The organism is Corallococcus macrosporus DSM 14697 (assembly GCF_002305895.1).
Lineage (GTDB): Bacteria > Myxococcota > Myxococcia > Myxococcales > Myxococcaceae > Myxococcus > Myxococcus macrosporus.
This window is the reverse complement of sequence record NZ_CP022203.1, coordinates 8045097-8059852: the sequence shown is the minus strand read 5'-3', so window position 1 is coordinate 8059852 and position 14756 is coordinate 8045097. Positions and strand designations below refer to the sequence as shown.

At 73.4% G+C, this 14756-nt stretch carries 12 protein-coding genes; 1 reads left to right on the top strand and 11 read right to left on the bottom strand.

The window, feature by feature from the left end; all coding sequences use genetic code 11:
• Positions 1–152 precede the first annotated feature (152 nt).
• Entirely contained in the window at positions 153–557 is a 405-nt protein-coding gene (locus MYMAC_RS32645; RefSeq protein ID WP_095960895.1) for a cell envelope biogenesis protein TolA, read from the top strand.
• A gap of 66 nt (positions 558–623) precedes the next feature.
• Here MYMAC_RS32645 and MYMAC_RS32640 read toward each other — a convergent pair whose 3' ends face one another.
• The 11 genes from MYMAC_RS32640 to MYMAC_RS32590 all read right to left on the bottom strand — a co-directional run bounded on the left by MYMAC_RS32640 (position 624) and on the right by MYMAC_RS32590 (position 14727).
• The gene (locus MYMAC_RS32640; protein ID WP_239989154.1) at positions 624–1901 is read right to left on the bottom strand and encodes a hypothetical protein; all 1278 of its coding nucleotides are present in this window, start codon (positions 1899–1901) and stop codon (positions 624–626) included.
• Positions 1902–2351: 450 nt separating this feature from the next.
• Complete coding sequence (locus tag MYMAC_RS32635; protein ID WP_095960893.1) at positions 2352–3644, bottom strand: hypothetical protein; 1293 nt, start codon at positions 3642–3644, stop codon at positions 2352–2354.
• Complete coding sequence (locus tag MYMAC_RS32630) at positions 3641–3952, bottom strand: 4a-hydroxytetrahydrobiopterin dehydratase (RefSeq protein ID WP_095960892.1); 312 nt, start codon at positions 3950–3952, stop codon at positions 3641–3643. Before MYMAC_RS32630 ends, MYMAC_RS32635 begins: the two co-directional genes overlap by 4 nt.
• 53 nt (positions 3953–4005) lie before the next feature.
• Entirely contained in the window at positions 4006–5367 is a 1362-nt protein-coding gene (locus tag MYMAC_RS32625) for a hypothetical protein (protein ID WP_204817117.1), read from the bottom strand.
• On the bottom strand, positions 5364–6854 hold the full coding sequence (gene glpK, locus MYMAC_RS32620; protein WP_095960890.1) for a glycerol kinase GlpK: 1491 nt from the start codon (positions 6852–6854) through the stop codon (positions 5364–5366). The genes MYMAC_RS32625 and glpK overlap by 4 nt, the downstream gene beginning before the upstream one ends.
• A 92-nt stretch (positions 6855–6946) precedes the next feature.
• A complete protein-coding gene (locus MYMAC_RS32615; RefSeq protein WP_043710150.1) occupies positions 6947–7174 on the bottom strand; it encodes a hypothetical protein in 228 nt (75 codons plus the stop codon).
• Positions 7175–7341: 167 nt separating this feature from the next.
• Entirely contained in the window at positions 7342–8964 is a 1623-nt protein-coding gene (locus tag MYMAC_RS32610; RefSeq protein ID WP_095960889.1) for a ligand-binding sensor domain-containing protein, read from the bottom strand.
• Between the two features lie 164 nt (positions 8965–9128).
• A complete protein-coding gene (locus MYMAC_RS32605) occupies positions 9129–9893 on the bottom strand; it encodes a hypothetical protein (protein WP_239989153.1) in 765 nt (254 codons plus the stop codon).
• A gap of 314 nt (positions 9894–10207) precedes the next feature.
• The gene (locus MYMAC_RS32600) at positions 10208–11452 is read right to left on the bottom strand and encodes a lipocalin-like domain-containing protein (protein ID WP_095960888.1); all 1245 of its coding nucleotides are present in this window, start codon (positions 11450–11452) and stop codon (positions 10208–10210) included.
• A 3-nt stretch (positions 11453–11455) separates the two neighbouring features.
• On the bottom strand, positions 11456–13996 hold the full coding sequence (locus MYMAC_RS32595; RefSeq protein ID WP_095960887.1) for an ABC transporter permease: 2541 nt from the start codon (positions 13994–13996) through the stop codon (positions 11456–11458).
• A complete protein-coding gene (locus MYMAC_RS32590) occupies positions 13993–14727 on the bottom strand; it encodes an ABC transporter ATP-binding protein (protein ID WP_095960886.1) in 735 nt (244 codons plus the stop codon). Before MYMAC_RS32590 ends, MYMAC_RS32595 begins: the two co-directional genes overlap by 4 nt.
• Between the last annotated feature and the right edge of the window lie 29 nt (positions 14728–14756).

The following is a 14756-nucleotide window of genomic DNA, read 5'->3' as shown; positions in this document are numbered from 1 at the left end:
GAACCTGCCCTGCAGGGCAGGAGGCCCGCGCGCGGTCTACCTCATTCGTCCGCTGTCGTTCATCTGCGTGCCTTCGCCGCACACGTCCTGGCGTGCATGGGCGTACCCTGCTCATGCATCGCCTGCAGTCTTCCCCAACCGGAGCCGACTGAATGACGAACGAGTCCGTCAATCCGCAGCAGACCGACGATGTCTCCCTGACCCCGGCGGAGGCGGGCCTGCCGCCCACGCCGCGGCGCCGCGCCGCCACCAAGCGCAAGAGCGCTTCCCGCGCGGCCGGCACGCGCAAGTCCGCGCGCAAGGCCACCACCAAGCGCGGAACCACGCGCGCCAAGACGCCGGCGCGTGGCAAGACGGCCACCCGCAAGTCCACCACGCGCAAGTCCGCCACCCGGGCCACCGGCCGTGGCGCGCGCAAGGCCACCACGCGGAAGACGGGGACGGCGGGACGGACTGCCCGCAAGCCGGGCACGCGCGGCACCGCGACGAAGCGGAGCACCACCACGCGCGGTGGCGCCCGGAAGTCGTCCACCCGGCGCACCACGACGCGCCGCTGAGCTCCGACGGCATGCACCAAGGGGCCATGGGGGCTGTGCTCCCATGGCCCTTGGCATTTTCAGGGCTCAGCGCTTCATGCGCAGCAGGAAGACATCGCCGCGCGAGGTGCTCTGGCGCCCGGTGCCGAAGTCGGTCTCCCGGTCCGAGTGGCCGAAGAGGAAGAAGTCTCCGTCGGGCAGCACGCCCATGGAGGGAAGGCCATCCAGGCCATACAGCTCGCCCCGCGGCTGGGGCGGGGCCGACAGGTACATCGTCGTGAGGAGCCACGTCCCGGCCGCGTCGTAGCGCAGGGCCACCGGCTGCGCCGAGCCCATGCCGTCCTGGCCCGCCACCCCGTCCTCGATGCGGTTGTAGGTGAAGCCCCCCGCCACCACCTCACCGGAAGGCGCCAGCGCCAGCGCGTCCACCTGGACCCCGTCTCCCAGGCCCTTGGCCCACGTCTCCTGGCCGTCCGCCCTGGCGGAGACGAGGAAGGGCGTCTCCCGGAACGCGTGCCCCGGCACCTGCACGTCGCCCCAGCCCACGGTGCCCAGGAAGGGGCCCGTGGCCACCACCGTGCCCTCGCCATCCATCCCCACGTCGCGCACGGTGCCCTGCGCCCGGCCCATCGCCTTGGTCCAGGTCAGCGCGCCCTGTTGATAGAGCGCGATGAAGGGACTGCCGCCCTCGGCGGCGCCCACCTGCTGGCCACCGAAGCGCGCCGAGTCCTCGTAACGGCCGCCCACCGCCATGCGGCCGGCACCGTCCACCGCCAGCGAGGTGAGCTCCACCTGGCCACCACCGCCCACCGGCAGGGCGGACTCGGCCAGCCCGTCGCGCGTGTACGTCACCACCACCGCGCCGGAGCCGCTGACGCCGTTGCCGAAGTCCGTGCCGCCTGGCGCGTTGAAGGCGACCAGCGTCCGCCCCTGGGCATCCACCGCCACGTCGGCCACCGTGAGCCCGGCGCCGGAGGGTGTGTTCGTCCACAGGACGTTGCCGTCCGCGTCCATCCGGACCACGAAGGTGCCGTCCCCCAGCTTGTGGGTGAGGAAGTCCACGATGCCCTGCGCGGTCCCCGCCAGGACGGTGCCGCCCGCCGGGTCCGCGGCGATGCGCCCCCGGACGAACGCGCGCAGCTCTGGCGGCGCCTCCGCGGCCCGCACGTCGAAGGCCTTCTGCCAGCGCGTCTCCCCCGTGGGCGCGCGCCGCGTCAGCACCAGCTTCGCCCGGTTGTCCGTGGGCTGGAGGCTGTCCAGGTCGTCGAGGTCGTGAAGCGACAACGTGAGGATGTCGCCACTGGCATCCACCGCCGCGCCCAGCGCCAGGTCGTCCTGGGGCGTGCCCTCGCGTTGCAGCCACACCGTCCCGCCCGGTCCCACGGGCGGTGGGGGGGGGCGCGGTGGCGGCGGTGGCACGCCGGGCGGCTGTCCTCCCGGTGGTGTCTCCGGGTTCGTCGGCGCCTCCCCAGGAGGCGCGCCACAGTCCTCCGTACAGACCTCCTCGTCGGGGAGCCCGCTGGAGCCTCCACCCCCACAGCCCAATCCCAGCCCCGCCCCACCCAGCACCGCCGCGCTCACGACGGTCCGGACCCATCTCCACCCAAGGTGCATGAAGTCCCCCCGCTCCGCCCAGGGGAGGGTCGGCATGCGTGACTGTGTCAGCAACACCCACCGGGGCGTCTGCCTGCCTGGCCGCCCGGATGCGCGCGGCGGCCGCGCTGACGGTGGGAACTGTCCCCCCGTGGGTGGCACCGCCGGTTCCCCGTCAGGGGCCTGGAGTGCCGTGGCCGTGGCGCCGGGTGCCCTCGCGGCTCAGCGCCAGAAGCCCACGGAGAGGCCCACGTTGGTGTAGCGGCGCGCCAGGTCGAAGGAGGCCGTCACGGCCCAGTCCTCCCAGTAGCGGAAGACGAACACCTCGAAGCCGCCGGTGACGTGGGGCCGGGCGGGGCGGTTGTCGAAGGGGGACGGCTCCGCGTACGCGCCGGCCCGCAGCCGAATCATGCCCGGCACCGTGTCATGCTCCACGCCGATGCGCGGCGCGAAGGCGGTGCCCTTGCCCACCCGGGCCTCGTCCGCCGTGGACGCGAAGACGCGCGCGGGCACCGCGTTGTCCACGCTGGAGATGAGGTCCACCTGGGCGCTGATGAGCCACCGCCCGGCGGGCGCCTCCAGGGGCTCCTGCTCTGGCACCGGCAGCGCGTCACCCTCCACCAGGAGCTGCCGCCGCGCCGCGGGGGACAGCCGGTTGTAGCGCTCCGCGCCCTCGCCGAAGCGCCAGCTCGCGCCCACCGACAGCACGGCGGGCGACACCACCGCGCCGAAGAGCGTGCGCCCCGCCAGCTCCGGGACCTGGTCCTCCTCGCGCCGCCAGTGGCCCACCACCTCGGGCCGCACCGACACGCCCATGCGCCACGGGCGCCCATGGGGCCGGTACAGGATGTCCACCGCCACGCCGGTGTCGCCGTAGCGCAGGTCCGTGCCGCCAGAATCCATGCGGAAGGAGGCCTGCGCCGCGTAGATGCCCAGCGCCAGGATGAAGTCGTCCTGGCCGAAGGACATGGCCCCCGCCAGCACGGACTGGGTGAGTGACACGCGGATGCGCTCGCTCGGCCCCGCGCACGCGGCCGTGGCGCAGTAGGACACCACGCTGTTGCGCATCGCGAAGCCGATGCCGAAGCGCTTGTACTGGAGCAGCAGGCCGCCCAGGAGCTGCCGGCTGTCGTGGGACTCGTCGGGCTTGCCGTCGTTGTCCACGTCCCGCTTGCGCGAGCCGGTGAAGGGCAAATCCAGCCAGGACAGGGTGACGCCCAAATCCCAGTCCTTCTCCAGGGCCGGCCCCCGGTGCGCCAGCGAGGCCAGGTTGCTGGGCAGCCCCGCGGCGCCCTCGGCGATGCCCACGTACGCGCCGCCCATGGCGACCATGCGCGCGGAGCCCAGCAGCGCGCCGGGGTTGAGGTACAGCCGCTCCGGACGCGGCTCCAGCGGCGGAGGCGTCTCCTGCGCCCGCGCCGCGGAGGCTGTGCACAGCATCAGCGCGCACCCGAGCGCCTTCCACCCCCCGCCACCGCGTCCCTCCGGACGCGCCACCCACCCGGAAGCACTCACCGCGCGCGCGTGGCCTCCGTGAAGAGCCGGTCCGCCTCGGCGGCCAGCGCGGTGTCCCGGTCGGTGAGGCCCCCGGCGTCATGCGTGACGAGCGCCAGCGTCACCTTGCGCCAGCGGATGTCGATGTCCGGGTGGTGGTCCGCCTTCTCCGCCGCCTGGGCCACCTGCTCCACGAAGGCGATGCCCGCCAGGAAGGTGGGGGCTTCATAGGTGCGGCGAATCATCCCGTCCTCGTGCTTCCACTCGGGGTGCTGCGAGAGGAAGGACTGGAGCGCCTCGGGTGCGAGCAGCGTGGGTCTGGAAGCCATGGCCGCCTTTCTACCCGCTCCCGGGCCCGAGGGAAGACACCCGCCGTCCATCGTCAAGGGGTGGACGGGTGCGAATACACTGTCACGCCATAAAGCGTGTTCCAGTGTTCCAGCCACATGTATCGCCCCCCGACGCGGGGCGGTTGGCGGTCGCTGGGGGCGGGCTGAATCACCGGGACGACGGTGCCTGTGTCCGCGCGCCACTGGGGCGCCGCGTAGCGGTTCTCGGCGCGGTGGGTCGAGAAGACCAGCGGGAGTCCGGGGCCTTGACGGATGCGGAGCGTCTGCGACTGGAAGGGGGCGTCCACCGGCAGGACGCCTTCCAGGACCAGGCGCCCGCTGGCCGCCGAGTACCGGAGCAGCTCGCTGTGCCCGGCGTCCCGCGTGACGTGCGTCCACAGCACGCCCTCCTCGAGCCCCGCGAGCACGCCCGGGACGCGGTGGCACGGCTCGTCCGGGACGGCCTCCGGCGCGCCCGCGGCGTTCACCTGGAAGGGGCAGGCTTCGGCCACCAGGCCCTCTTCGGGGGGCGGGAGCGCGGTGAGGCGCGCCACCAGCACCCGCGAGCCCGCGCGCACCAGCAGGGAGGAGACCTGGTCCTCGAAGGTGGCGTACTCCGTGTCCGCGACGGCGACGGAGCCCATGGCGCGCAGCCCCTCGGCCTCCGAGTAGGCATAGCGGTGCAGGTGGCCTTCATCCAGCAGCAGCAGCTCGTCCGGGGTGGCGAGCCGCGAGTGGGGCGGCGCGTTGGCGGGCGCGCCCGTGGCGGGGAAGGGCGCGGAGGCGGAGAGGCGCAGCGGGCCGTCGCCCTCGTCGACATGGCGGCGGACCTGCACGCTGTCCGTCACCCACACCACGTCTCCGGCCACGACGGTGGGCGCGAAGTAGTCACCCAGGGGTTGCGGCTCCGCGTCCGGTCCGCGCAGCGCCTGGCTGCCGCACAGCCACGTCCCCGACGCGGTCCGGTCCACGGAGAGGCACTCCACCACGGTGGAGAACTCCGCCAGGGGGGCCTTGGCGCGCTGGTCCTCCATCACGTGGAGGACGGACTGCCGGACGCTGCCCACCGGCGCGAAGGAGACGACGAGGTGGTAGCGCCCCGTCTGCTCCGGGGTGAAGCGCACGATGGCGGACCCGCCCCTCGCCGTCAGCTCCGCGGTGGCGGGGACCACGCGGTTCAGCGGGTCCTTCACCTCCACGGTGACGGATTGCGCCCGGTCCTCCTGCGCGGTGGCGCAGCTGCTGAAGACACCGTCGATGGTGAGCTCCAGCGGCTGGCCCACGGCGAACATCGCGCCCTCGAAGAGGGGCGGTGGCGGGGGCTCCGTGCAGGGGCCCCTCGGGGGACACCCCACGCCCGTGCCCAGCGCCAGCAGCGCCGCCAGCAGCCGGAGGGCCTGGGGCGCCCGCCTCACGCGCGCTCCACGGCCCGCTTCCACTTGGCCAGGTGCCGCTCGCGGGCGTCCGCCTTCATCTTCGGCTTGAACGTCTTGTCCGCCTTCCACGCGCGGCGGATGGCGTCCGGGCTGTCCCAGATGCCCGCGCCCAGGCCGCCCAGGAAGGCCGCGCCCAGGCTCGTGGTCTCCAGGTTGCGCGGGCGCACCAGCGGCACGCCCAGCACGTCCGCCTGGAACTGCATCAGGAGGTTGTTGGCCGCCGCGCCGCCGTCCGCCTTGAAGACGGGGATGTCCCGCCCGCTGTCGCGGCGCATGGCCTCCGCCAGGTCGTGAATCTGCAGCGCGATGCCCTCCAGCACCGCGCGCGCCATGTGGGCCACGGTGGTGGAGCGGTCGATGCCGGCGAAGAGGCCGCGCGCCTCCGGGCGCCAGTGCGGCGCGCCCAGGCCGGCCAGCGCGGGCACGAAGACGACGTCCCCGGAGTCCTTCACGCTGGCGGCCAGCGCCTCGATGTCCGGCGCGCGCTTGATGACCTTGAGGCCATCCCGCATCCACTGCACCGCCGCGCCGGCGATGAAGCTGCTGCCCTCCAGCGCGTATGTGGTGGTGCCGGTGCCGCCCAGCCGCCACGCCACGGTGGTGAGCAGGCCCGCCGACGAGCGCACCGGCTCCGTGCCGGTGTTCATCAGCAGGAAGGCGCCGGTGCCGTAGGTGCACTTGGACTCGCCGGGCTCGAAGCAGGCCTGGCCGAAGAGGGCGGACTGCTGGTCCCCCGCCATGCCCGCCACGGGGATGCCGTCCGGCAGGCTGCGCATGCCGCGCGTGGTGCCGTACACCTCCGCGGAGCCGCGAATCTGCGGCAGGCACGCGGCCGGCACGGACAGCAGGGCGCGCATCTCGTCGCTCCACTGGAGCGTCGTCAGGTCCATCAGCAGGGTGCGGCTGGCGTTGGACACGTCGGTGACGTGCGCCGCGCCGCCGGTGAGCTTGTAGACGAGCCAGGTGTCGATGGTGCCGAAGCACACGTCGCCCTTCTCCGCCTTGGCGCGCGCGCCCTTCAGGTGGTCGAACATCCACGTGAGCTTGGTGCCGGAGAAGTACGGGTCCACGACCAGGCCCGTCACCTCGCGCACGCGCGGCTCCACGCCCTGCTCCTTGAGCCGGCGGCACTGGTCGGCGGTGCGGCGGTCCTGCCAGACGATGGCGTGGGACAGCGGCTGGCCGCTGCCGCGCATCCACAGGCCCGTCGTCTCGCGCTGGTTGGTGATGCCGATGGCGGCGATGTCACCCCCGCGCAGGCCGGCGTTCTTCAGCGCCCGGGCGATACACCATTCGCTGCTGGCCCAGATTTCCTCCAGGTCATGCTCCACCCAGGAGGGCTTGGGAAAGTACTGGGTGAACTCCTTGTAGGAGCGGCCCACCACCCGCAGCTTCGTGTCGAGGATGGAGACGTGCGTTCCAGTGGTGCCCTGGTCCAGGGCCAGGACGTACTTCGCCTTCGGCATGGGGTGTGCCCTCCCTATGGTGGATGCCAACGGGGAGGGACCCTACTCCAGGGGAGGGGCCGGGCAGGCGTGCTTCCTGCCCGGCGCCGCCGCTAGTAGCCGTGTTGGCGCCGGTTGCCGAGCACCTTGCGGAGGCCGAACGCGGCCAGCCCGCCCAGGGCCATGCGGCCCAGCGAGCCGCCCAACAGGCCGCCAGACGACCGGCCCCGGCCGTAGCCGCCGAGGCCCCGGCGGCCGGACCCATACCGGCCGCGGCCACGGCTCCATCCACCGAAGCCCGAGCTGCGACGATTCCCCAAGATGTTGTCCAGTAGCGACATGGTGGCTCCTCTGACCGTCAATGCGTTGAATGCCCCCGGCAGGGCGGGGACGCCCCGCGGGAGCGGAGTGACCTCAAGTTGACGCTTCCTGTCGCCCGGGGCAGCCCTGGCCGGAGGAAGTGCCTCCCGCGCCCCTGGCTGGCACGGGAGGCAGCCAGGCGGTCCGCCTACTTGCCGCTGTAGACGCCGATGGCGCCGGGCCGGACGATGGCGCCCGCCGCGTCCCGCTGGGCGCTGAAGGCCACCAGCACCTTGCGGCCGTCCCCGCCGCCCACCGCCTGGATGTCCCAGACGGGCAGGGCCGCCCGCCCACCGAGCGCCGGGTTGTGGACGACGAACTCCCCCTCGCGGTGCATGCGCCGCAGGCCCTTGCCCCAGCGGTGGCCAATCCAGAGGCTGCCGTCGCGCGGGTCCCGCTCCAGCGAGGTGATGTTGCGGTCGCCTTCGCCCTCCAGCAGGTAGCCCGTCACCATGCCCGCGTCGTTCAGCTTCGCCAGGCCCCACGCGAAGCTGGACACCCAGAGGGTGCCGTCCGGCATCAGCACCAGCTCGCTCACCAGGTCGTCCTTGCGCTGCGCGTGGGTGGGGAACTGCGGTTCGGCCACGGCGTCCGGCCACAGGTCGATGCGGTTGGCGACGTGCTTCTTCTCCTCGCTCTGCTTGCGCGCCGCCTCGAAGTTCCACGGGGCGCCGGTGCCTTCGTGGCCCACGGCGTTGGTCATGATCTTGAACCGCGTGGTCCGGATGTGCGTGCCCAGCCAGACGTCGCCGTCGGGCCGCACCGCCACGCCCCAGACGTCTCCGGCGAGCCGGCTGTCCTCGCTGGTGGTGCTGTCGCCCATGGCGATGGCCGGGTGGACGTGCTCCATGACGCCGAACTTGCAGCGCTGGCGCTTCTCGCCGCCCGCGTAGACCCATTCGTTGGCGGCGACGACCTCCGGGTTGGAGCACGCCTCGCCGCCCTGGTAGTCGGGCTCGCCCCACGCCAGGCCGTGGTTGGACGCGAACCACAGGCTGTCGCGCGCCTTGTCCCAGATGATGCGGTTCACCGTGCAGAGCTTCTCCCGGTGGCCATAGCCGGGCACCGAGTGCGCGGGCGAGTGGATGTCGTAGTGCACCACGCGCAGCGTCCCGTCCGCCTGGAGCTCCACCCGGTCCGCGTCACCGCTCTTGAAGATGGCGGGGTCCTCGAACACGCCCGGGGCCTTGTAGAACTCGCTCTCGCAGTTGGCCCGGCCCTCGTAGCCGACGAACACCGTGCCCGCCGGGCCGCCCGTCACCGAGAGGACCTTCAGGTAGCGGGCCTCGGGCGCCGGGTCCTTGCCCTTCCACGGGGCCCAGGGCTTCAGCCCGTCCGCCATCGTGTAGCAGCGCAGGCGGGTGGCGTCCGGACGCAGCAGGCACAGGCCGTCCTCGCCGCCCGCGACCCAGAGGTTGCCGCCCTCGTCCTGGGTGACGCCCAGCACCTCGCGGGGGCCGCCTTCGTCCGGACCCCAGAAGCGCCAGCTCGCGCTGTCCGGAGGAATGGGCGTGCCGTCGCCCACGGGGCCGCCGTCGGGCAGGCCCGCGTCGGGCGGCGGTGGCGGGTCCACTGGCGTCCCCGAGTCCGGGACCTCCCCGCCCACCGGCGGTGGGTCCCCGGGCTGCTCGGGCGGTGGTGGCTCGTCTTCGTCGCCAATCCCATCGTCCGTGGATGGCGGCGCCTGGAGCTGGTCTCCGCCGTGACAGCTCATCAACAACGCCAGGCCGAGCAGGCCCACCCACCACTTGCCCCGTTCAAGTCTTCTCATACCTGCGTCCGCCTCCGGCGTCTGTCCTTGAACGCGTCACTTCGCGTCCATGACTCCAGAGGCAAGCAGGGTGCCAGGGGGTGCGTGGCGGGCCGTGCGCCGCGGGTGGGTGGCCGGGGCGGCCGAGTGGGCTCCGCGCTGCCCTCGGGGAGAAGCCGGACGCCTCACCCTCGGGAGCGGGCCCCGTGTCCGCTGTCCGCGGAGGCCAGGGCGCGCGGCCTGCGCAGATGCGGGAGCGCGTCCGGGTCCACGTGGTGCGCCACGCAGCCGGGACGGAGCCGCTCGAGCTTCCGCGCCTCCTGGAGCCCCAGGCCGGGGTTGCCGTCGAACCACACCTCCCGGAGGTTCTTGAAGGCGGCCAGGATTTCAACGCCCGCCGCGCTCACGCGCGTCTGCACCAGCCGGAGCTTGGGCACGGCGCCGATGTCCGTCTGCTCCCGCAGCGTGTGCAGCATGGCCGTGTCCACGGCGCCGCCGAGCATCTGGAAGTCCTCGGTGGGCGTCAGCGCGCTGAGCATCTCCATGTCCAGGAGGCTCGCGTCCCGCAGCACCAGCTCGCGCAGGTGGCCGTCGTCCCGGGTGTTGAGGCCGTACACCAGCTCGCCCTTCGAGCCCCGGCGCTGGATGCGCCCGTCCGGGAACCACGACGTGTATTCACCGCCGTCCACGCGCATCTTGGGCTGTCCGGAGATGTACCAGCGCCGCTCGGCCACCTCGGTGGCGAAGCCGCCCGCGTATTCGATTTCGGAGGTGCAGTAGCCGCTGCGGGTGAAGGCATAGGCGACGCCCGTGAAGGGCCGGCCCTGGAAGAGGCGGGGACCGTAGTCCTCGGGCAGCTCCAGCAGCGCGCTGTTCACGCGCAGCCCCCCTTCGGACAGCGGGAGCCAGTCGCTGGAGGGGCCGGTGATGACGCCCTCCGAGACGGCCATCAGCCCATCCAGGGTACCGTCGTGCCTCAGGGAGTACGCTAGGCCCGAGAAGAGCGCCTTGCCGTGTCGCAGCCTGCCGTCCACGCCCCGAATCAGAAAGCCTGCTCGTAGCCTTTGCACGGTCCGCTTCCTTTCCCACCGGGCACGCGCCGGTGATGACCCCAGCTTGCTTCGTGCCACTGCGGAGGACGTTTGGGCAATCCAGGCGGGCTGCAAAGCGTTTGCCCTGGCCATCCGGTGAGCCCTGCTGTCTGGAGTTGGCGAACGTGGTGCCCCCGGGTTCGAGATTCGGGGTGTCACGCGGGCGCCCGTGGCTACCGGGGGTGCTGCGTGGTTTCCACATCCGGTGTCCCGCGTGTCCGGGACTCCCGGCGCCGGGGCCCCGGCGTGTCCGCGTAGCCCGTCAGCTCCACGTAGCCACGCCCCGAGACGGGCTGGCCCGCGCGCGTCCCCTCCAGGCCCACCGTGCCTTCCCAGTAGCGCACGGTGACGGGGAGCTCCTGGTCCGCCACGCGCGGCGTCACCGTGAGGTCCAGACCCAGCGCGTCCACCTGCATGCGCCAACGTGAGGGGTACTCCCCGCCGCTGCGCGGGCTCTTCCAGGTGTCCAGCACCGTGAGTCGCATGGCGTCGCGGCCGACGTGCACCGGCTCGCCCGCGCCTTCCGGTGGCACCCACAGGCCGGAGCTGAACGCGTCCGGCGCGCCGTCCCGGTGGCGGAGCTGGTAGTACATCAGCTCGCTGCCGTCGGAGAGCTGGAGCGAGAACCAGTCCCAGCCCACCTGGTCCGGGCCGAGCGCGCTGGTGCTCCACTCGCGGTCCATCCAGCTCTGGCCCCGCACCGTGTACGTGCGCCCGTCCACCTTCACCGTGCCGCGCGAGGGCATGCGCGTCATGGAGTAGTAGTAGGACGCGTTGCCGCGCTCCGCGCTCTTCTGACTCAAGCCCCGCTCGCCATGGAGCACCGGCGGCTTGCCCGGCGCCAGCAGCAGCTCCAGCGCCACCGTGTCCGACCGCGCGCGCAGCCGCATGGGCCAGGTGGACGCGCCCACGCTGGCCGTCTCCCAGTCCTCCAGCCACACCTTGAAGGGCCGCGCCGTGGCGCCCGCCAGGCCCAGCGCCACGCGGCTGAAGCGCTCCGAGGCGTGGAAGGTGCCACCGGCCACGTCCGTCACCGTGAAGTGGCCCATGTACACCTGCCGCGCGCCCCAGGCGGAGTCACGCGGCGCGCCCTCCGTTTCGGGGGCCAGCGCGTTGCGGAACAGGGTGAACTGGTAGCCGAAGGCGCGCCCGTCCTCCGCTTCCAGATTTCCCGTCCAGTACCACCACTCCGTGCGGTACTCCGGATGCGGGCCGTGGTCCTCGGGGAAGTTGAAGTCGCGAGGCGCCACCGCGCGCGCGTAGCCCTCCGTGCCGCCGCTCATGGCGCTGGCCACCGTCAGCGTGCCGCCCTGGCGCGGCGCGGGCAGGGGCTGCTCGCGCGTGAGGGCCACCACCGCGGCCGCAAGGCCCACCAGCACCACCGCCGTTCCCACGAGGAGTCCCCGGCCGTTGCTCATGTGTCACTCCTCCCGCAGCGCCAGCGCGGGGTTGGCGCGCGCCATCTTCCACGCGGGGTAGAGGCCCGCCAGCGCCGAGGCCACCAGCGCCAGCACCACGGCCTGCACCAGCGTCGCCGGCGTCAGCGCGAGCTGCAGCGTCCACCCGAAGGAGCGCTGGTTGATGACGTGCACCAGCACGTAGGCCAGCCCCACGCCCAGCGGCACGGAGAACAGCCCCGCCAGCAGCCCCAGGAGCCCCGTCTGGAGCGACACCAGGCCCCACAGCTGCTCCGGCGTCAGCCCGGTGGCGCGCAGCACGGCGAACTCCCGCGCCCGCTCCAGTTGCAGCGCCATCAGCGCGCTCAGCACGCCCACGAAGGCCACGCCGATGGCGAGCAGCCGCAGCACCTGCGTAATCGTGAAGGTGCGGTCGAAGACCTCCAGCGACGCCTGCCGCAGCGAGCGGTTGGCGCGCACCAGCAGCGCCTGGCGGTCTCCGGCGCGCTCGCGCACCGAGGCCACCAGCGCGTCCACGTCCTGGCCGGGCGCCGCGTACAGCGCCACGCCGCTGACGCCCCGGTCGTCGAACCAGCGCTCGTAGGTGGCGCGCGGCATCAGCAGCGTGCCCACGTCGGAGCCGTAGTCGAAGTACACGCCCACCACGCGCAAGTCTCGCGGGCCCTGGTCCGTGGCCAGCCGCACGGTGTCGCCCACGTCCACGCCGCGGTGGAAGCTGAAGGGCTCCGAGACGAGAATCGTGTCCGGGGACGACTCCAGCTCGCGCCACGCCGTGGCGGCGTCGCCCTGCTTGAAGGTGTAGGGCCGCACTGGCGTGCGCGAGAAGTCAACGGCCATCAGGTCCGTGGGCACGCCGTCCACGCGCACGCTCGCCACGCGCAGGGTGCTGCTGCCGGCGACGCCCGGCGTGCTCCGCAGCGTCTCCGCCAGCCCGGGCAGCAGCGTGGCGCCTCCGCGCCGCGCCACCAGCGAGGGCGGGGAGATGAACACGTCCGCCTGGAGCGAGGTGTCCAGCCACGACACCACCGTGCCGCGGAAGCTGGACACCATGAGGCCCACGCCCACCGTGGTGGCCACCGCCACCATCAGCGCCGCCAGCGCCACGGCCGTGCGGCTGAGGCTGGTGTGCACGCCGCGCGCGGCCATGCGTCCCAGCAGGCCGAAGGCCAGGCCCAAGGGCCGCGCCGCCAGCGCGGCCACCGTCTGCGTGGCCCAGGGCACCAGCAGCGCCGCGCCCAGCAGCACCGAGAAGAGGCCGCCATACGCGGGCAGCAGCGCCTGGGTGGGCCAGCGCAGCAGCGCGGCGCCGGCGGCCAGCACCCCGAGCCCCAGCACGGCGAGCCGAGGGGCCCGCCCGCGCGACACGTCCTCCAACGTGGACCTGCGCATCGTCGTCACCGGCGGCGAGCGCGCCGCCTCCCACGCGGGCACCAGCGCGGCCAGCAGCGTGGCGCCCAGCCCCAACGCCAGGCCCTTGAACAGGGTGAAGGGCTCCAGCGCCAGCCGCCGCACGCTCACCACGAAGTACAAGTCATTGAGCGTCTGGGTGACGAGCTCCACCAGCCCGCGCGCCAGCAGCACGCCCAACAGCAGGCCCGCCACGGTCCCCACCGCGCCCAGCACGGCCGCCTCACCCAGCACCAGGGCGAACAGCTCGCGGCGGGTGATGCCCACCGCGCGCAGGCGGCCCAGCAGCCCGCGCCGCTGCACCACGGAGAACGTCATGGTGTTGTAGATGAGGAACATCCCCACCACGAGCGCCAGCAGCGACAGCGCGGTGAGGTTGGTGCGGAAGGCCCGCGTCATCTGCTCCACCGTGCCCGCCCGCGCGGCGGCGCGCACCAGCTCCAGCCCTGGCGGCAGCGTGGCCGCCAGCGCCTGCTCCTGTTCAGCGCCGCCCGTCAGCCGCAGGTCCACGCGCGACAGCCGGCCGGTGTGCCCCAGCAGCTCCTGCGCGCTGGACACGTCCATGAGCACCAGCGCCTCCAGGGCCCGCGCGGTGTCCTCGTCTCCGGGCTCCAGCAGGCCCACCACGCGCAGCGACTTCTCCAGGCCCTCCAGGCGCACGGGCAGCGCGTCGCCGGTGGACAGGCCCAGGGCGCGCGCGGCGCGGGCGCTCAGCATCACCGCGCCCGGCTCGGTGAGCAGCGCGCTCACGTTGCCCACCGCTTCGCCTCGGGCGTAGTCGCGGAACGGCGCTTCCGCGAAGGGGTCCACGCCCAGCACGGTGAGGGTGCGCTTGTCGCCCACCGCCGCCTGGACGTAGCCCTCCACCACGGGCGCGGCCACGGGGGCGCCGGGGCGCACGCGCAGCGCCTGGTACACCGACTCCGGCACGCCCGTGGCGCCGCCCACGAGCTGGTGCGTGGCGCGCCCGGCCACCGCGTCCGTGGAGCGCTCGAAGGCGCGCAGGGCGCTGCCGCTGGCCAGGTCGATGGACACCACCACCGCCACGCCCAGCGCGATGCCCAGCAGCGACAGGGCCGTCAGCCACGGGTGGCGGCCCAGGTGACGCAGGCTGGAGCGGACCAGCAGCCCCTTCACAGCGCCTCCTTCAGGGCCACGGCGTGGGCGGGCGTGTGCTCCACCTCCACCAGCCGGCCGTCCTCCATCTTCAGGACGCGGTGGGCGCGGGCCACCAGGCCGGGCTCGTGGGTGACGACGAGCGCGCAGGTGTTGCCCTTGCGCGTCAGCGCCTCCAGCAAATCCAGCACCTGCCGCCCCGTGCCCTCGTCGAGGTTGCCGGTGGGCTCGTCCGCCAGCAGCAGCGGCGGCTCATGGGCCAGCGCGCGGGCCACCGCCACGCGCTGCTGCTCGCCGCCGGACAGCCGGTCCGGGAAGCTGCGGGCCCGGGCGCCCAGGCCCACCTGCTCCAGCAGCGCCCGCGCGCGGGCGCTGGCCTCCGCGCCGCCGTGGCCGTTGAGCTCCAGCGGCAGCCGCACGTTCTCCTCCACCGTCAGCGTGGGGAGCAGGTTGAAGGCCTGAAAGATGAAGCCGATGCGCTCGCGCCGCAGCAGCGTGCGCTCGCGCTCGTCGAGCCGTCCCAGGTCGCGGCCGTCCACGCGGACCTCGCCCTGGCTGGCCAGGTCGATGCCGCTGATGAGGTTGAGCAGCGTGGACTTGCCCGATCCGCTGCGCCCCAGCAGCACCACGAACTCGCCCCGGCGCAGGGAGAGCCGCACGCCGGAGAGCACCTCGCGCGTGGTGTCGCCTTCGGCGTAGGCCTTCGTGACGTCGCGCAGTTCGACCAGGGGCGGGGAGTCGGGCGGGGACATGGGGGCTTCTCCATACACGGATGCCCTGT